Origin of the sequence: Nocardioides cavernaquae, assembly GCF_003600895.1 — a bacterium.
GTDB classification, from domain to species: Bacteria; Actinomycetota; Actinomycetes; order Propionibacteriales; family Nocardioidaceae; genus Nocardioides; species Nocardioides cavernaquae.
The window spans coordinates 841,472-858,968 of sequence record NZ_QYRP01000002.1 but is presented as its reverse complement, the minus strand read 5'-3'; the positions used below and the strand labels follow the sequence as shown (position 1 = coordinate 858,968).

Below are 17,497 nucleotides of genomic sequence, written 5' to 3'. Positions count from 1 at the left end.
AGTAGCGCCGTGTCGGCGTTGAGGTCGCGCCGTGTCGACTTCGAGGTTGCGCCGTGTCGACGGGGAGAAGTTGTCAGAGTTGAGTGGAATGGACTCAACTCTGGCGTTGTTGCGACAGGTGACCAAGGGCCCTCCACAGGGAGGGCTCGTGTGCGCCACGATGCATTGAGACCCTTGTCGAGGAGGACCCCACCACATGAGCGCGTTCGGAGCGGACAAGTTCACGACCCGCAGCCGCGAGGCGATCGAGGCTGCCCAGCTCGCTGCCACCACCGGCGGCAACAGCACGATGGAGCCGGCACACCTGCTGGCCGCGCTGCTGCGCGACCCCGAGGGGACCGCGCGCACCCTGATCACCAAGTCCGGCGTCGACGCGTCCGCGATTGCGGCGCAGGCCGAGCAGCTCGTCGCGAGCCTGCCGCGCGCCACCGGAGCAACGGTCCAGCAGCCCGCCGCGTCGGCCGCGCTCACCCGCGTGCTGGCCAGTGCCATCGACCTCGCCGCGTCCCTCAAGGATGAGTACGTCGCGACGGAGCACCTCCTGATCGCGCTCGCCACCGTCGAGTCGAGCGCGAAGAAGCTGCTCACCGACGCTGGCCTGACCGAGAAGGACCTCCGCGAGGGTTTGACCGCCGTCCGCGGCAACCGGCGCGTGACCAGCCAGGACGCGGAGTCGACGTACGAGTCGCTGGAGAAGTACTCCGTCGACCTGACCCGGGCGGCCGAGGACGGCAAGCTCGACCCGGTCATCGGCCGTGACGCCGAGATCCGCCGTGTGATCCAGGTCCTGTCCCGCCGCACGAAGAACAACCCGGTCCTGATCGGCGAGCCCGGCGTCGGCAAGACCGCCGTCGTCGAGGGCCTCGCCCAGCGTGTCGTCGCCGGCGACGTCCCCGACAGCCTCAAGGGCCGCCGCGTCCTCAGCCTCGACCTGGCCGCGATGGTGGCCGGTGCGAAGTACCGCGGCGAGTTCGAGGAGCGGCTCAAGGCCGTGCTCGAGGAGATCAAGGACGCCGGTGGCCAGGTGGTCACCTTCATCGACGAGCTGCACACGGTCGTCGGAGCGGGCGCCGGGGGTGACAGCCAGATGGACGCGGGCAACATGCTCAAGCCCATGCTGGCGCGCGGCGAGCTGCACATGATCGGCGCGACGACCCTCGACGAGTACCGCGAGTCCATCGAGAAGGACCCTGCCCTCGAGCGCCGCTTCCAGCAGGTCTTCGTCGGTGAGCCGAGCGTCGAGGACACCATCCAGATCTTGCGCGGCATCCAGGAGAAGTACGAGGCGCACCACGGCGTGCGCATCACCGATGCCGCCCTCGTTGCGGCCGCGACGCTGAGTGACCGCTACATCACCGGCCGCCAGCTGCCGGACAAGGCGATCGACCTCATCGACGAGGCGGCCTCGCGCCTGCGCATGGAGATCGAGTCCTCGCCCGAGGAGATCGACCAGCTTCGGCGTCAGGTCGACCGGCTCAAGATGGAGGAGTTCGCGCTGGCCAAGGAGTCCGACCCGGCCAGCCTGGACCGCCTCCAGAAGCTGCGCGCCGACCTCGCGGACGACGAGGAGGCGCTGCGCGCGCTCGAGGCCCGCTGGGAGGCGGAGAAGTCCAACCTCGAGGGCGAGGGCGACCTGCGCCGCCAGCTCGACGCGCTGCGCAGCGAGGCCGACAAGCTGCTGCGCGAGGGCAACCTCGAGAAGGCCAGCGAGATCAACTACGCCAAGATCCCCGAGCTCGAGGCCCGGTTGGCGACCGTCGAGAAGAACCAGGCCAGCGACGATGCCAAGGCCGAGCCGCTGGTCGGCGAGGAGGTCGGCGCCGAGCAGATCGCCGACGTCGTCGAGGCGTGGACCGGCATCCCGACCGGTCGCATGCTGCAGGGAGAGACGGCACGGCTCCTCGAGATGGAGTCGGTCATCGGCAAGCGCCTGATCGGCCAGGAGGCTGCGGTGCTCGCGGTGAGTGACGCCGTACGCCGCTCGCGGGCCGGCATCGCGGACCCCAACCGACCCACGGGCTCGTTCCTCTTCCTCGGCCCGACGGGCACCGGCAAGACCGAGCTGGCGAAAGCTCTCGCGGACTTCCTGTTCGACGACGAGCGCGCGATCGTCCGCATCGACATGAGCGAGTACTCCGAGAAGCACAGCGTCTCGCGCCTGGTCGGTGCACCTCCCGGCTACGTCGGCTACGACGAGGGCGGCCAGCTCACCGAGGCGGTCCGACGGCGCCCGTACTCCGTCGTGCTCCTCGACGAGGTCGAGAAGGCCCACCCCGAGGTCTTCGACATCCTGCTCCAGGTGCTCGACGACGGACGGCTCACCGACGGCCAGGGCCGCACGGTCGACTTCCGCAACACCCTGTTGATCCTCACGTCGAACCTGGGATCGACGTTCCTCGTCGACCCCACGCTCGACCCCGAGGTGAAGAAGGAGTCGGTGATGGGCGTCGTGCGCGGCCACTTCAAGCCGGAGTTCCTGAACCGGCTCGACGAGGTGGTCCTCTTCGACGCGCTCAGCAGGGACGAGCTGACCCACATCGTCGACCTCCAGCTCGCGCTGCTGACCAAGCGCCTCGAGGCGCGCCGCATCGGGCTGGAGATCAGCGACGACGCGAAGCGGTGGCTCGCCGAGACCGGCTACGACCCGGCGTACGGCGCCCGGCCGCTGCGTCGCCTGATCCAGAGCTCGATCGGTGACCCGCTGGCGCGGCTGCTGATCGCGGGCGAGGTCACCGACGGCGGCAGTGTCGTGGTGGACCGTGTCTCCGGGCCGAGTACCGACGGGTTGGTGCTCACCCCCAGAATGGGGGCATGACGCAGCAGACTCAGGCCGCCGGCCGCCCACCCCAGGTCACGATGGCCGGGTGGGTGGCCATGGTCGGGTCCGCCTTTCTCGTCCTCGGCCTGTACGACGCGATCGCCAAGCTGCGTTCGCTGTACAACCGTGAGCTGGTCGCCGCCAAGCTCAAGTCCCCTCCGTACTCCAGCCTCGGAATGAACGTCGAGGAGTGGCTGCAGCTCAGCCAGACCGCGTTCATCGTCGCGGGTGCCTGTGCGGCGGTCGCGGGCATCTGCGGCTTCTATGTGCTCCAGAAGAGCAAGGGCGCGAGGGCGGGCCTCAGTGCTGCTGCGGTCCCGCTCTTCTTCCTCGGCTTCATCGGCGGTCCGTTCTCCTCGGCACTCGTCGCGGTCAGCGCCGTCCTGCTGTGGACCGGGCCGGCCCGTGACTGGTTCGCCGGTCGGGCCGTGCGCCAGACGGTGCCCCGCCGGCCCGAGCGCCAGCAGCCCCCGTCCCAGGGTCAGGCCCAGGATCAGGCCCAGGATCAGGCCGCGGATCCGACGCGGCCCCCGGCGCCGATGCCCCCGCACATGCCCCCGCCGGTGTGGCCGCCCGCGGGTGGATCGCCGGTGTCGACCGGTGCAGCGCCGTACTCCGGTTTCGGGGCCCCGCGCGCCGAGCAGTCGACGGTTCCGCTGACGAAGCGGCCCGCGCCGTTGGTCGCAGCCTGTGTCGTCACCTGGGTCTGCACCCTGCTGGTCGCGGGCCTGCTGACCCTGTCCGCGCTGGCGATCGCGCTCGAACCCACGACCGTCGATGAGCTCCTCAAGGAGCAGGACCGGTTCGCCGAGCTCGGCCTGACCGCGGACCAGGTGCGCACCACGGCGTTCGCGATGATCGGCATCTTCGTGACCTGGTCGATCGTGGCTGCGGGGCTGGCGCTGCTGGTCGTGCTGCGCGTGCGCTGGGCGCGTCCGTTGCTCATCGCGTCGGCCGTGCTCTCGGGGATGCTCTCGTTCGCCCTCGTCACCGCGATCGCCCCGATCGTGACCGCGGTCGCCGGGATGGTGACCGCCTACCTGCTGCTCCGGCCCGAGGTCTCCCTCTGGCTCAACGGCCGCTGACGCTCCGGCGAACCAGCACAGGTGTGCTGCCAAGGTGACTGCGGTGGCGAGGTTCAGGCGCTGAGGTCGGCCGCGGACAGACGGCGCAGCCCCTCCTGAAGCACATCCGGCTCCTTGCAGAAGGCCCAGCGCACCAGGTGCCTGCCGGGGTGGTGGCCGGACCGGGGCGACCCGTAGAACCCCTGCATCGGGATCGCGACGACGCCCGCACGCTCGGGCAGGGCCAGGCAGAACTCCAGCCCGTCCTTCCACCCGAGGTGAGCGACGTCGGTCGTGGCGAAGTAGGTGCCCTCCGGGCGGCGTGCGGTCAGCCCGACCGCGGAGAGTCCGTCGCAGAGCAGGTCGCGTCGCTCCTCGAGGGAGACCGCCAGCTCGCGCGGGTACGCCGCCTCGTGCTCCAGCGCCCAGGCGATCGCCGGCTGGAGCGCGGAGGCGGAGGTGAAGCTGAGCCACTGCTTGGCGGCGAGGACTGCCCCGACGAGCGGGGCCGGGCCGGTCGCCCAGCCGACCTTCCAGCCGGTGAAGCTGTAGCTCTTGCCGGCGCTGGACAGGGTGAGCGTGCGGTCGGCCATGCCGGGCAGGGTCGCGATCGGGACGTGCGTGTGACCGGTGAAGACGAGGTGCTCGTAGACCTCGTCGGTGACCACGATCAGGTCGTGCTCGATCGCGATGCGGGCGACGGCTTCGAGTTCGGAGCGGGTCAGCACGGTGCCGGTCGGGTTGTGCGGGGTGTTGATCAGCAGCAGCTTCGTGCACGAGGTGACCGCGGCTTCGAGCGCATCGACGTCGAGGCGGAACTCCGGCGCGTGCAGGGTGACCGGCCGCAGCACTCCGCCGGCGAAGGAGATCATCGCCGCATAGCTGTCATACCAGGGCTCGAGGACGATGACCTCGTCGCCGGGGTTGACCAGGCCGAGCATGGCGCCGGCGATGGCCTCGGTCGCCCCGGTGGTCACGACCACCTCGGTGTCCGGGTCGAGATCGAGGCCGTAGTGCCGCAGCTGGTGGTCGGCGATGGCACGGCGCAGCGCCGGGATGCCGGCGCCGGGGGCGTACTGGTTGGCGCCGTCGCGCAGGGCCGAGACCGCGCGCTCGATCACGGTCGAGGGACCGTCGCGGTCCGGGAAGCCCTGGCCCAGGTTGACCGCCCCGGTGGAGGCGGCGAGTGCGGACATGCGGCTGAACACCGTCGGCGGGATGCCCGCGAGACGGTCGGCGTCGCGTCGTACTGCCATGGCTCCGAGCCTAGGTCAGGCCCCGGTCAGCGGTGGCGAGCCGTGCTCAGGAGTGTGCGGCGGACTTCCGCTTGTGCGCCCACCACTCGTAGGCGACCGGGATCAGCGAGACCGCGACGATGACGATGATCGCCTTGTCGAGGTTCTCTCCCAGGCTCGGGAAGGCCTGGCCGAGGAAGTAGCCGAGCAGCGTGATCGAGAGGACCCAGAGCACAGCGCCGATGAAGCTCCACGTCAGGAAGACCCGGCGGTCCATGCGGGTGACGCCTGCGACGACCGTGACGAAGGTCCGCACGACGGGCACGAAGCGGCCGATGACCAGTGCCTTGGTGCCGTGCTTCTCGAAGAAGGCGTGCGTCTGGTCGAAGTACTTCCGCTTGAGGATGCGGCCGTCGCGCTCATAGAGCGGCGGTCCGACGGCGCGGCCGATCTCGTAGCCGACCACGTTGCCCAGGAAGGCGGCTCCGACGAAGAGCGCCATCACGACGACCAGGTCGATGGAGTGGTGCCCCGGGACGATCGAGACCTGGTCACCGGCGATGAAGAGGCCGATCGCGAACAGGAGCGTGTCGCCGGGGAGGAACGGGAAGAAGAGCCCGCACTCGATCACCAGGATGATCAGGCTGAGCCACACCATCTCGGTGCCGAAGTGGTCGAGCCACCACTGCGGTTCCATCCAGTCCATGCCCAGCAGCAGCGGCGACATCAGGTCAGCGATCACGAGAGCACAGTAGCCGGGCAACCCCACCCTCCGGGCGGGTCCCGACTAACCTGCGTCCCGTGGACGATCCAGTGCGCGACGGCGAGTACGACGCGGAGCAGCGCGCGCCCTACGACCCCATGCCGCACGGGCCGGAGGAGGTCGGCCTCGGACCGTGGTCCGGACCGTGGCCGGAGGGTCCGCAGTGGGATCCGGAGCTGCTGCGCGAAGGGGACCGCCGCAACGTCGTGGACCGCTACCGCTACTGGACTCTCGAGGCGATCCGCGCCGATCTCGACACGCGCCGCCACGACTTCCACGTCGCCATCGAGAACTGGCAGCACGACTTCAACATCGGCACGATCGTGCGCTCCGCCAACGCCTTCCTCGCGGCCGAGGTGCACATCGTGGGCCGCAAGCGCTGGAACCGGCGTGGGGCGATGGTGACCGATCGCTACCAGCACATCCGGCACCATGCGTCGGCCGCGGACCTGGCGGCGTACCTGCACTCGCTTCCCGGTGGGCCCGTGACCCTGCTCGGCATCGACAACCTGCCGGGCTCGCTGCACCTCGAGACGACAGCCGTGCCACGGCGTGTCTGCTTCCTGTTCGGACAGGAAGGGCCGGGCCTGTCCGAGGGTGCGCGCTCCGTGTGTGATGGCACGTTCTCGATCGCGCAGTTCGGGTCGACGCGGTCGATCAACGCTTCGGCGGCGGCAGCGATCGCCATGCACACCTGGATCCGTGAGTACGCCGACCTCGGTGGCGCCGGTGGTTCGGCCGAAGCCGGGGTCTGGCGCGGCTGAGCGCATGGGCGGGTGGGAGACTTGGCCGCATGCCCAAGCCGTTGCTCGCCGCGTTCGCTGTCTTCCTTCTCGCCATCGGCCTGGTCCTCGGGTTCGGTCTCGGATCCAGCAAGGCCGCGCCCCGCTGGCAGCAGACGCCTGCGCACGCCTCGGCGGAGACCAAGGTGGCGTCGTTCCAGGGCAGCAGCTGGACCTACGGCGTGCGCGGATCGGTCGCCTGGATCGGAGAGGACGGCACGTTCCACGAGGACGGATGGCCGCCCTGCCTCAACGAGCGCACGACCAGCGCGCACATCCTGATCACCCCGCGCACGGTCGACGTCGACGGCACCGGTATCCGGCCCGTGCTCGCGGTGGACTGCCGCTGAGTGCAGTTGCGCTCGCCTGCGGGGGTGAATTCTCGGGGTGAGCCCCGCCGCGCATGATGGTGACCGTCCAGTAGCGCGGCCACGCGGCTGCGCGCCGCGGCGTACGTTCAATAGAGTGTGCGTGGCCCGATCGGCCGCACCCAGTTGCTCGGCCCCGTCGCTCACTACCGTCCTCAGCACCAGGAGATCCTCCGATGCCTATCGCCACCCCCGAGATCTACGCGGAGATGCTTGATGCGGCCAAGGCCGGCGCCTTCGCCTACCCCGCCATCAACGTGTCGTCCTCACAGACGCTGATCGCTGCCCTCCAGGGCTTCGCCGAGGCGGGTTCCGACGGCATCGTCCAGGTCTCCACGGGTGGCGCGGAGTACCTCTCCGGCTCGACGGTCAAGAACATGGTCACCGGCTCGGCCGCCTTCGCGGCGTACGCCGCCGAGGTGGCGAAGAACTTCCCGGTCAACATCGCGCTGCACACCGACCACTGCCCCAAGGACAAGCTCGACGGCTTCGTCCGCCCGCTGCTCGCCCTCTCGGCCGAGCGCGTGGCCCGCGGTGAGAACCCGCTCTTCCAGTCGCACATGTGGGACGGGTCGGCCGTGCCGCTCGACGAGAACCTCGCGATCGCGCAGGAGCTCCTGGCCGCGTCCGTCGCCGCGAAGATCGTCCTCGAGATCGAGGTCGGTGTCGTCGGTGGCGAGGAGGACGGCGTCGAGAACGAGATCAACGAGAAGCTCTACACCTCGCCCGAGGACGCGATCGCGACCGTCGAGGCGCTCGGCTTCGGCGAGAAGGGTCGCTACCTGACGGCGCTCACCTTCGGCAACGTGCACGGCGTCTACAAGCCCGGCAACGTGAAGCTGCGCCCGTCGGTGCTGCTCGACGCCCAGCAGGCGGTCGCGGACAAGTTCGGCAAGGAGCGCGCGTTCGACTTCGTCTTCCACGGCGGCTCCGGCTCGCTGCCCGAGGAGATCTCCGCGGCGGTTGACTACGGCGTCGTGAAGATGAACATCGACACCGACACCCAGTACGCCTTCACCCGTCCGGTCGCGGGCTACATGTTCACCAGCTATGACGGTGTCCTGAAGGTCGACGGCGAGGTCGGCAACAAGAAGCAGTACGACCCCCGCGCATGGGGCAAGGCTGCCGAGGCCGGCATGGCCGCCCGCATCGTGCAGGCCTGCCAGGACCTCCGCTCCGCCGGCACCACCCTCGGCATCTGATCCGCCGAGAGGCCAGGTTTGGCGCGGCGAGCCGTCAGGTCAGCGCTGGGCGTGCGCCGGCCGCGTGAACATGAGCACCGCCGCGAGGCCGAGCACGAGCACCGCCGGGGTGATCAGCAGCGCCTCGCCCATGGCGTTGGCGAACGCAGCGTGCGCCTGCGGCGGGAGCGCCGCTCCGGCGACCGCATGCGCCGGGTCGAACTCCAGGCCGTTGGCGCTGAGGCGTGCGTCCATGAGCACGGCGATGGCGGCTGCGCCGAGGACCGCGCCGATCTGTCGCGTCGCGTTGTAGACCCCGGCGCCTGCACCGGCGAGGTGCTGCGGGAGGTTGCGGGTGGCAGTGGCCGAGAGCGGCGCCCAGATGCCCGCGCTGCCGGCGCCCATCAGCGCCATCGGGGCGAGCAGGTGCCAGTAGGGGACGTCGGGGGAGAGACCGAGCGCCAGCCAGAGCAGCGCCAGGCCGGTGGTCGTGAAGCCGACGGCCGTGATCGAGCGCGGGTGCAGGCGGTCGGTGAGCCTGCCGACGACGGGTGCGAGCACGATCGACATGAGTGCCATGGGGACCAGGAGCAGCGCTGACTGCGTGGGCGAGAGGCCGCGGACCAGCTGGGCCCACAGCATCAGCGGGAAGCCGATCGCCGTGAACGCGAAGCTGATCGTCATGATCGCCAGGTTGGCCAGCGAGAAGTTGCGCTCCTTGAAGAGCCCGAGCGGGACCAGCGGCTCGGAGCTGTTGCGCGCTTGCCAGAAGACGAAGGCGGCGAGGATCAGGAGACCGCCGATGATCAGGCGTGGCACGGTGATCACGCCGGTCACGGTGCCCCAGTCGAACTGGTGACCCTCCTGGATGCCGAACACCAGCGCGAACATGCCCGCGCCGCTCAGCGCGACGCCGAGCCAGTCGAAGCGGTGAGGGTGGGTGTCGAGCCGGGGGACGAGGCGGATCGCCAGCAGGATCGCGATGATGCCGACCGGGATGTTGATGAAGAAGATCCACTCCCAGCCGAGCCCGTCGACGAGGACGCCACCGAGAAGGGGGCCGACCAGCAGCGCGACGCCCGCGGTGGCGCCCCACAGCGCCATCGCCTGGCCGCGACGCTCGGCCGGGAAGATGCGCGTGATGATCGCCATCGTCTGCGGCGTGATCATGCTCGCGCCGAGACCCTGCACGATGCGCGCGACGATCAGCATGCCGACGCTCTCGGTGAGGCCGCACCAGAGGCTGGCGAGCGTGAAGACCACGAGGCCTGCGATGTAGAGGTTCTTCGACCCGAACCGGTCACCGAGCCGCCCGGTGATCAGCACCGGCACGGCATAGGCGAGCAGGTAGGCACTGGTCACCCACACCACGCTGTTGACCTCGGCGTCGAGGTCCTGGATCAGCGCTGGCGTCGCGACGGTCACGATGGTCGAGTCGACCATGATCATGAAGAAGCCGAGGACCAGCGCCCACAGCGCCGGCCACGGGTCCTTCTCGGTCGGCGGATTCGTCACGGCGGAGGTGTCAGGCGAGGTCACGAAGTGAGTCAACCACTTGCGACAGACAACTGTTCCCCGCCCTTTCCCGCCGAGAGGTCAGGTTTGGTGCACTGAGACGTCAGGGCTGGTGTGACGAGGTGGCAGGCTGGTGGCATGAACCTCCAGGACCTCATGCCCACTCCGCCGCCGACCCACCTCCCTGATGACCCGGCCGAGGTCGAGCTCGCCGACGGCGCGGCAGTCGTCGACGTCGTACGCCGTCACCCGGCGTCGCCCGCGGCCTGGGCCGCCCTGGCGGAGTCGGCTCGTGACCGCGACGCGGACGCGGTGGAGGTCTACGCCTATGCGCGGGTCGGCTACCACCGCTCGCTCGACCTGCTGCGGCGCAACGGCTGGAAGGGCAACGGCCCCGTCCCGTGGGAGCACGACGCGAACCGCGGGTTCCTGCGCTCCCTGGCGCTGCTCGCCACCGCCGCCGGAGAGATCGGCGAGACCGAGGAGTGGGAGCGCTGCTCGGCGTTCCTGCGCGACTCCAGCCCGACGGCGTACGACGTGTTGCTGGGCGACGCCTGAGCGAGTCGAGTGCGCAGCGATGTGGCGGATGCAGCCACCTGCGCACTCGACTCAGCGCGTCAGCGCGGGAGCAGCTCGACGAAGCGCTCGGCCGTCTCGCGGCTCGACTGCGGGTTCTGGCCGGTGACCAGGCGCCCATCAACGACGACGGTGTTGCTCCACGGTGCGCCGGGGGTGACCGTGGCGCCGCGCTCGCGCAACTTCGCCTCGATGAAGTACGGCGTTGCGTCGCCGAGGCCGCCCTGGCGCTCCTCCTCGTCGCTGAACGCGGTGAGCCTGCGGCCGGCGAACGTGAAGGCGCCGTCGGTGCCGTTGGCGCTGAGCAGGGCCGCGACGCCGTGGCACAGGGCGCCGACGACCGAGCCGCCGGCTTCGGCACCGTCAAGGAGTCGGCCGAGGGTGGCGTCGCTCGCCAGATCGGCCATCGGTGCGTGGCCGCCGGGCAGGAAGATCCCGTCGTACGACAATCCGTCGACGTCGTCGAGGGCCAGCGGGGTGTCGAGCGACGTCCTGATGCTGTCGAGGTAGGCGCCATGCTTCTTGCCTTCCTCCGGGTCGACGCCGCCGCGCTCGTCAAGGCTGATCGGGTCGACGGTGGGCCGGACGCCGCCCGGGGTGGCGATGTCGATGTCGACGCCAGCGCTGGTCAGTACCTGGTGCGCGACGGCGACCTCTTCGGCCCAGAATCCGGTCGGGTGGGCGGATCCGTCGGCGAGCTCGAGGCTGTCGGCGGCAGAGAGGACGAGCAGGACGCGGGGCATGGGTTGCTCCTTCGGTGAGGTGTCGGCCCGGGTTCTCCGGGGCGTTCGGCTCAACTCTCCGGACCATCACCTCGTTCCCCGATAGAAGGAGTCATCCATCAGGATTCTTATGGCATGGTTCTTGCGTGACCTCCCTCGATCTGCTCGCGACCTTCCTCGAGATCCACCGCGCCGGGTCCCTGTCGGCTGCGGCGGACCGGCTCGGCGTCAGCCAGCCGACGGTGTCGGGCCACCTCGCGCGACTCGAGGCGCAGCTCGGAGAGCAGCTGTTCGTCCGGTCCCGCGACGGAGCTGCCCCGACACCGCGGGCGTCTGCCCTCGCTGCCCGGATCGGCTCCTCGGTCGACACTCTTCGCGGCGCCGTCGCCGAGCCCGCGCCGGAGTCGTCACTGACCGGCACCGTCCGGATCGGAGGTGCATCCGACGTGATGGCACTCCAGATCCTCCCCGCGCTGGCACCTCTGGTCGGCCGCGGGCTGACCTGCCAGGCCCGCCTCGGTCTGGCCGCCGAGTTGCTCGACGACCTCCGGGCGGGCCGTCTCGACCTGGTCGTCTCGTCGGTCCGACCGGTTCCCGGTCCGCTGGTGGCGGCGCCGTTCATTGACGAGGAGTTCGTCCTCGTTGGTTCGCCTGGGATGGCGCGCACGGTCGATGCCGAGCGCCTCGCTGCCGATCCCGCGGGGGCTCTGGGTCATCTGCCGCTGATCGCGTACGGCGAGGAGCTGCCGGTGATCCGCCGCTACTGGCGCAGCGAGTTCGGCCGCCGCCCGTCCAATCCTGTGGCGGTGATCGTTCCGGACCTGCGGGCAGCATGCGCGCTTGCTCGTGCGGGCGCTGGCATCACTGTGCTGCCGACGTACGTCGCCTCCGAGGACCTCGCCGCAGGTGCGCTCGTCCGCCTGCACGAGCCCGACTTCGCGCCGCTGAACACGCTCTACCTCGTCGTACGCCGGGGCGCGGTCGATCCGGTCGTGGCACTCGTTCAGCAGTGCCTGCGCGAAGCCGCTGCCGAGTGGGTGTCGCTCTGACGGCTGACGGCTCGGCGCGCCAAACCTGACCCTTCGGCGCGCCAGACCTGGCGGCTCGCGGCACCAGACCTGACCTTTCGGCGGATCAGGGGGCGAGGAGCGACCGCACCTTGTCGGTGCCCAGCGCGACGATCAGGGTGGGCAGGCGTGGGCCGCGCTCGGCGGAGACGAGGAGGTTGTAGAGCAGCCCGAAGAACGCCTTCTGGTCGGCCTTCACCTGCTCGGTCGGCTGGTCCTCGAGCGCGAGACCCGCGGCCAGCTTCGGCACGCCGTAGACGAGCGTGGTCACCGGCTCCAGCTCGAGCTCGCCCTCCGGAAGGCGCGAGAGCAACAGCGAGATCCAGGTCTGCTCGTCGGCGGTCAGTGCGGCCAGGCGCTCGGTGTCGGCGGAGTCACGCACGATGGTGCGGTCCTCGGCCGGGACGAACTCCTCGGTCCAGCTCATGGCACGGCCGAGCCGCGGCTCCAGCTCCTCCACCGTGTCGTGCGCGTAGCCCACGTGCGACACGATCCGGCTGATCTGGTCGGCCGAACCTGCGGTCACGTCGGCGACGCCGGAGAGCACGCGGAACGGCACCGTCACCTCGGGCACCCGCAGCGTGCCGGCGGAGGCGGTCGACGCTGCCCGCTCATAGGCCAGCACGGCGACGTCCCGCTTGGTCGCGTCGGCGGCCTTCTTCGTCAGCGCGTCCCACTCGTCGTACAGACGCACGACCTCGGGACCGAAGTCGATCGTGAAGGCCTGCTTGGGCTGCTTGCGCGCGTAGAGCCAGCGCACCATCGGCGCCTCGAGCACCTTCAGCGCGTCGGCCGGGATCGGGACACCGCCCGAGGACGACGACATCTTCTGCATGCCCGCGAAGCCGACGAACGCATACGCGACGTACGCCGGGGCGCGGCCGCCGAAGATCTCGACGATCTCCTTGCCGACCGTGTAGGACGAGCCGGGCGTGGAGTGGTCCAGTCCGCCGGGCTCGAAGTTCACGCCCTCGAAGGCCCAGCGCATCGGCCAGTCGACCTTCCAGACGAGCTTGCCGTTGTCCTCGGTCGCAAGGTTCGTGGAGCCGGAGTGGTCGCACGCGGTGCAGGTGTAGGCGAGGTCGTGCGCCGCCTCGTCGTACGACGTGATCGTGGTGGTGTCGCGACCGCAGACGGCGCACCAGGGCTTGTAGGGGAAGCGCGCCAGATCGCCCGCTGGCTCGTCAGCCGAGTCCTCGGCGACCACCGAGTCGGCCAGGGCCGCAGCCTCCTCCTCGGACTCGGCAACCGGGACGGCGGCCTTCGTCCGGTACTGCTCGAGCACTCGCTCGATCTCATCCCGGCGAGACACCGCGAGGAGGATCTGCGAGCGGTAGGTGCCCGCCCGGTACATCTCCGTCTGCGACACCTCCTCCATCTCCACGCCCATCTCGGCGAGAGCAGCGCGGAGCGGCGCCTTGAAGTGGTCGGCCCAGTTGTCGTGGCAGTCCCACGGGTCCGGGACGGCGGTCAGTGGCTTGCCGATGTGCTCGGCCCACTCGGCCGGCACGCCAGACGGGACCTTGCGGTAGCGGTCGAAGTCGTCCCAGCTGTGCAGGTGCCGCGTGGGTACGCCGCGGCGCCGGAGCTCTTCGGCCACGAAGTGCGGGGTCAGGAACTCGCGCAGGTTGCCCAGGTGGATCGGGCCGGACGGCGAGGCGCCGGACGCGACCGTAACGGTCTGCCCCGACTCCACGAAGGCGGCGATGCCCTCAGGGGAGCCGGTGCCGGCGGCGTGGCGGATCGCGTCGTCCGCGGCACGGGTCACCCAGTCGATGGGGTCCTGCTGCCCGGTCTTGCCGCCTCGTGCCATGGGTGTGCCGCTCCTGCGTGGTTTCTGTCGGTGTGCCGAGAGTTGTGCGGCCGCAAACGCTACCTGAGTCACAGCAGGTCCCGACCAAAGTAGGTGGGGCAAACGGTTGCAGACTGCAACGATTAGCTATCCCCGAACTCCAAGGAGTCCGCCACATGGCAACCCTTCTCTACCGCCTCGGCCGCACCGCCTACCGGCGTTGGCCCTTCTTCCTCGTCGGCTGGCTGCTGGTCATCGCCGCCGTCGGCGGTGTCGCGGCGACCAAGTCCCAGCCGTTCTCGGACGCGTTCACGATCCCCGGACTCGAGTCCGTCGAGGCTGCGGAGACGATTCCCGAGCTGATGGACGGCGAGCAGTCCCCGATGGAGGCCGCCTCGATCGAGGTGGTCGTCGCTGCCCCGAAGGGCGCGACCCTCACCGAGGCGAAGTACGCCGACGGCGTCGCTGAGCTCGCTTCCGCACTCGGCAAGCTCGACAACGTGCCCGACCAGATCCCGGTGATCTGGACCGCCGCGCAGGCGAAGGAACTGGCTCCCGCGATGGCGGAGGCCATGTCCACCCCTGAGGCAGCCGTCACGCCGGCCCAGGCCGAGCAGATGCTGCTCGCCCAGATCGAGGCCCAGCCGTCGCTGTCGGAGGACGGCCGGATCGGCCTGCTGTCGACGCAGTTCGACGTCGAGACGATCGCCGATGTCACCCCCGCGATGCAGCAGGAGGTGATCGACACGGTTGAGCAGGTCGCCGACGAAACGGGGCTCCAGGTCGAGGTCCGCGGTGCCGGCATGCAGACCCAGGGCGCCATCAACGCCACCGCTGAGCTCGTCGGCATCGGCGTCGCCCTCGTCGTCCTGGCGCTCACCTTCGGGGCGTTCATGGCCGCCGGTCTGCCGATCGTCACCGCCCTGATCGGCGTCGCGCTCGGCTCGGTGGGCATCACGGCGCTGACCGCGTTCACCGATCTTCCGTCGAGCACCCCGATGCTCGGCATGATGATCGGCCTGGCGGTCGGCATCGACTACACGCTCTTCATCCTTGCGCGCTACCGCAGCGAGCTCGAGCACACGGATGACCGACAGGAGGCCGTCGGCATCGCCGTCGGCACGGCGGGTTCCGCCGTCGTCTTCGCGGGCCTCACCGTGATCATCGCCCTGGCCGGCCTCACCGTCATCGGCATCCCGTTCATGGGCTGGATGGGCATCGGCGCGGCGATCACCGTCGCGGTTGCGGTGCTGGTGGCGCTGACCTTCCTCCCCGCGCTGCTCGGCGTGCTGAAGTCGAAGGCGTTCGGTGGCACCTTCCGCCGCTACCGCCCCGCCCGGGAGGAGGACGGCCGGATCGTCAACAACGGAGTCCGCTGGGCCCGTCTGGTCGGCAAGCGTCCGGTTGCGGTGGTCGTGCTGGTCGTGGTGGCGCTCGGTGCGCTCGCCCTGCCGTTCACGAGCCTCAAGCTCGGCATGCCCGGCGACAACACGGCGCCGGTCGAGAGCTCGCGCTACCAGGCCGTGAAGCTCATCGAGGAGGGCTTCGGTCCTGGCCGCCTCGACCCGATGATGCTGATCGTCGACGCCCGCAAGAGCGACGGCGACGCAGCCAGCAAGCAGGCGGCGTACGCGAAGGTCGTGGACTGGGTCGGTTCGCTCGACGGCGTCGCCCGGGTCGTGGCCCAGCCCGGCACCGACAAGGGCGCGATCATCCTCGTCGAGCCGGAGACCGCGCCGGACGACGACGCGACCCAGACCCTGCTCGACAACATCCGGGCAGGCGAGCCGGAGCTCGAGAACGAGCTCGGCGTCGACCTGGCCGTCACCGGCACGCAGCCGGTCATGGCCGACATCTCCGAGAAGCTGAACAGTGCGCTGGTGCCGTACCTCGCGCTCGTGATCGGCCTGGCCTTCATCCTGCTGATGCTGGTCTTCCGGTCGCTGCTGGTCCCGCTGACGGCGACGCTCGGGTTCCTGCTGTCGGTGCTGGCCACGCTCGGTGCGACGGTCGCAGTCTTCCAGGAGGGTGCGTTCGGGCTCTTCCCGCCGCAGCCGATCGTCAGCTTCATCCCGATCTTCCTGATCGGCATCGTGTTCGGCCTCGCGATGGACTACCAGGTCTTCCTGGTGACCCGGATGCGTGAGGCGCACGTCCACGGCATGACCACGCGTGAGGCGGTTGTCGACGGCTTCCGCAACAGCGCCCGCGTCGTGACCGCTGCGGCGATCATCATGGCGGCCGTCTTCTCCGGCTTCATCCTGATGGACGACGTCATCATCAAGTCGCTCGGCTTCGCCCTCGCCGTCGCGGTCCTGATCGATGCCTTCGTGGTGCGCATGGCGCTGATCCCGGCGCTGATGTACCTGATGGGCGAGAAGGCCTGGTACCTGCCGAAGTGGCTCGACCGGATCCTGCCGAACGTCGACGTCGAGGGTGAGGGCCTGCAGCGTCTTCGTCACTCGGCTGGAGACGGTGGCGACGACCTCGATGCGGATGAGCGGGAGCTCGTCAGCGTCTGAGGACACAGACCGACGGCCTCGCACCCTCCCCGGTGCGGGGCCGTCGCCGTCCTTGGGGCGTGGCGGTCAGCGCGGCAGCAGCAGCGAGTACGCCGCGGGCACGAGGCGCCAGGTCCGGTGCTCCATCGGGCCCTCGATCTCCCCGTCGGCACTGAGCCAGAACGCCTCGCCGTCGACGGTGATCGACTGCCCCGTCACGTGGAGCACCTCGTCGTGGTCGGTGTGCGTGCCGCGCCCCAGCCGCGCGGCGTACCCGATGCGGGCGAGGGGGCCGAGCGCGCGCGTCACCACGACGTCGAGCACGCGGCTCTCCGGGTCGGCGTCCGGGTTGATCGCAGCGCCACCGCCGACGTGCGCGCCGTTGCCGATGGCGACCATCAGGATCTCGGAGTCGACGTCGTGGACGACGTTGCCGTCGACGGTGACGCGGATCCGGACGGTGGGCGGGTTGACGGCCGTGACGAGGGCGCCGATCGGGTAACCGAGCCGCCCGAGGCCCTTGGTGAAGCCAGTGGGGAGCGGCGCGACCGACGCCACGTGGCCGAGGCGCGACTTCCACCGCGCACCGACCCGGCTCGCGGCTGCACCAGCACCTGCGTGCACGTTGTTGACCACCACCTGCTCGCGGTCGTCGACGATGAGGTCGACCGGCCTGGCCTCTCCCTGGAGGACGAGCCCGGCGGCCTCCATGATGTCCAGCGGCACCCCGCTGCCCCGGGCGAAGTCGTTGCCTGTGCCGAGCGGGAGCAGGCCCAGCGTGCGCCCGGCGAGGTCGTTGCGCCCGTGCAGCGACTGCACCACGGCGTGGAGGGACCCGTCGCCGCCGGCCACGACCACGGTCCGGTCGCCGGCCTGGGCCAGACCCTCGTCCAGCTCCTCGATGCCCGAGGTCGCGAGGAGCTCGACGGAGGCTCCCGCCCGAAGGATGCCGAGGGCAGCCTCGAGGGACTCCTCGTCGGCCGTGCCTGCGTCCGCGTTGCTGATCACCAGGAAGTCGGTCACGTCGCAGACCGTACTCGTGCCGGCACGCGACGCACTCGTTTCCGGATGGTGGCCAGAACGCTGCATTTTGGTAGCGTGTGGTCGCAAGAG

At 70.1% G+C, this 17,497-nt stretch carries 14 protein-coding genes; 8 read left to right on the top strand and 6 right to left on the bottom strand.

The genetic code is table 11. The annotated features are described in order from the left end of the window. Positions 1-196: 196 nt before the first annotated feature. Together clpB and D4739_RS04255 are read left to right on the top strand one after the other, a co-directional pair. Positions 197-2,815, top strand: a complete 2,619-nt coding sequence (clpB, locus tag D4739_RS04260; RefSeq protein WP_120059408.1) for an ATP-dependent chaperone ClpB — start codon at positions 197-199, stop codon at positions 2,813-2,815. Next, positions 2,812-3,903 carry a hypothetical protein gene (locus tag D4739_RS04255; RefSeq protein WP_147384795.1) on the top strand — a complete coding sequence of 364 codons (1,092 nt, stop codon included), beginning with the start codon at positions 2,812-2,814 and terminating at the stop codon, positions 3,901-3,903. Before clpB ends, D4739_RS04255 begins: the two co-directional genes overlap by 4 nt. A gap of 53 nt (positions 3,904-3,956) precedes the next feature. Here the strand turns inward: D4739_RS04255 and D4739_RS04250 are convergent, their stop codons facing one another. Beyond that, complete coding sequence (locus tag D4739_RS04250) at positions 3,957-5,138, bottom strand: pyridoxal phosphate-dependent aminotransferase (RefSeq protein ID WP_120059406.1); 1,182 nt, start codon at positions 5,136-5,138, stop codon at positions 3,957-3,959. Between the two features lie 46 nt (positions 5,139-5,184). After that, a complete protein-coding gene (locus D4739_RS04245; RefSeq protein WP_238473518.1) occupies positions 5,185-5,859 on the bottom strand; it encodes a DedA family protein in 675 nt (224 codons plus the stop codon). A 119-nt stretch (positions 5,860-5,978) separates the two neighbouring features. On the opposite strand from D4739_RS04245, the gene D4739_RS04240 reads away from it, so the two are divergent. The 3 genes from D4739_RS04240 (at position 5,979) to fbaA (ending at position 8,232) form a co-directional block, all read left to right on the top strand. Further along, positions 5,979-6,644, top strand: coding sequence for a TrmH family RNA methyltransferase (locus D4739_RS04240; protein ID WP_120061724.1), 666 nt, complete (start codon positions 5,979-5,981; stop codon positions 6,642-6,644). A gap of 29 nt (positions 6,645-6,673) precedes the next feature. Continuing rightward, entirely contained in the window at positions 6,674-7,012 is a 339-nt protein-coding gene (locus tag D4739_RS04235) for a hypothetical protein (protein WP_120059405.1), read from the top strand. Between the two features lie 194 nt (positions 7,013-7,206). Then, positions 7,207-8,232, top strand: a complete 1,026-nt coding sequence (gene fbaA, locus D4739_RS04230) for a class II fructose-bisphosphate aldolase (RefSeq protein WP_120059404.1) — start codon at positions 7,207-7,209, stop codon at positions 8,230-8,232. A 39-nt stretch (positions 8,233-8,271) separates the two neighbouring features. Here the strand turns inward: fbaA and D4739_RS04225 are convergent, their stop codons facing one another. Further along, a complete protein-coding gene (locus tag D4739_RS04225) occupies positions 8,272-9,750 on the bottom strand; it encodes a DHA2 family efflux MFS transporter permease subunit (RefSeq protein ID WP_274380464.1) in 1,479 nt (492 codons plus the stop codon). A 114-nt stretch (positions 9,751-9,864) separates the two neighbouring features. Here D4739_RS04225 and D4739_RS04220 point away from each other — a divergent pair, with 114 nt between their 5' ends. After that, on the top strand, positions 9,865-10,284 hold the full coding sequence (locus D4739_RS04220; RefSeq protein ID WP_120059403.1) for a DUF3151 domain-containing protein: 420 nt from the start codon (positions 9,865-9,867) through the stop codon (positions 10,282-10,284). A 59-nt stretch (positions 10,285-10,343) separates the two neighbouring features. Here the strand turns inward: D4739_RS04220 and D4739_RS04215 are convergent, their stop codons facing one another. Next, the gene (locus D4739_RS04215; protein ID WP_120059402.1) at positions 10,344-11,045 is read right to left on the bottom strand and encodes a type 1 glutamine amidotransferase domain-containing protein; all 702 of its coding nucleotides are present in this window, start codon (positions 11,043-11,045) and stop codon (positions 10,344-10,346) included. Between the two features lie 125 nt (positions 11,046-11,170). On the opposite strand from D4739_RS04215, the gene D4739_RS04210 reads away from it, so the two are divergent. Next, positions 11,171-12,073, top strand: a complete 903-nt coding sequence (locus D4739_RS04210; RefSeq protein WP_120059401.1) for a LysR family transcriptional regulator — start codon at positions 11,171-11,173, stop codon at positions 12,071-12,073. Positions 12,074-12,158: 85 nt separating this feature from the next. Here D4739_RS04210 and lysS read toward each other — a convergent pair whose 3' ends face one another. Continuing rightward, a complete protein-coding gene (gene lysS / locus D4739_RS04205) occupies positions 12,159-13,904 on the bottom strand; it encodes a lysine--tRNA ligase (RefSeq protein WP_120059400.1) in 1,746 nt (581 codons plus the stop codon). Positions 13,905-14,059: 155 nt separating this feature from the next. Between lysS and D4739_RS04200 the strand changes: the two genes are divergently transcribed. Then, positions 14,060-16,405 carry an MMPL family transporter gene (locus D4739_RS04200; protein ID WP_120059399.1) on the top strand — a complete coding sequence of 782 codons (2,346 nt, stop codon included), beginning with the start codon at positions 14,060-14,062 and terminating at the stop codon, positions 16,403-16,405. Positions 16,406-16,471: 66 nt separating this feature from the next. Here the strand turns inward: D4739_RS04200 and D4739_RS04195 are convergent, their stop codons facing one another. Further along, the gene (locus D4739_RS04195) at positions 16,472-17,407 is read right to left on the bottom strand and encodes a diacylglycerol/lipid kinase family protein (RefSeq protein ID WP_238473517.1); all 936 of its coding nucleotides are present in this window, start codon (positions 17,405-17,407) and stop codon (positions 16,472-16,474) included. Positions 17,408-17,497: the final 90 nt, after the last annotated feature.

Excerpts from the sequence above, each read along its gene's own strand:
- clpB (WP_120059408.1), top strand. The coding sequence starts at position 197 with ATGAGCGCGTTCGGAGCGGACAAGTTCACGACCCGCAGCCGCGAGGCG.
- D4739_RS04255 (WP_147384795.1), top strand. The coding sequence starts at position 2,812 with ATGACGCAGCAGACTCAGGCCGCCGGCCGCCCACCCCAGGTCACGATG.
- D4739_RS04250 (WP_120059406.1), bottom strand. The coding sequence starts at position 5,138 with ATGGCAGTACGACGCGACGCCGACCGTCTCGCGGGCATCCCGCCGACG.
- D4739_RS04240 (WP_120061724.1), top strand. The coding sequence starts at position 5,979 with ATGCCGCACGGGCCGGAGGAGGTCGGCCTCGGACCGTGGTCCGGACCG.
- D4739_RS04235 (WP_120059405.1), top strand. The coding sequence starts at position 6,674 with ATGCCCAAGCCGTTGCTCGCCGCGTTCGCTGTCTTCCTTCTCGCCATC.
- fbaA (WP_120059404.1), top strand. The coding sequence starts at position 7,207 with ATGCCTATCGCCACCCCCGAGATCTACGCGGAGATGCTTGATGCGGCC.
- D4739_RS04220 (WP_120059403.1), top strand. The coding sequence starts at position 9,865 with ATGAACCTCCAGGACCTCATGCCCACTCCGCCGCCGACCCACCTCCCT.
- D4739_RS04215 (WP_120059402.1), bottom strand. The coding sequence starts at position 11,045 with ATGCCCCGCGTCCTGCTCGTCCTCTCTGCCGCCGACAGCCTCGAGCTC.
- lysS (WP_120059400.1), bottom strand. The coding sequence starts at position 13,904 with ATGGCACGAGGCGGCAAGACCGGGCAGCAGGACCCCATCGACTGGGTG.
- D4739_RS04200 (WP_120059399.1), top strand. The coding sequence starts at position 14,060 with ATGGCAACCCTTCTCTACCGCCTCGGCCGCACCGCCTACCGGCGTTGG.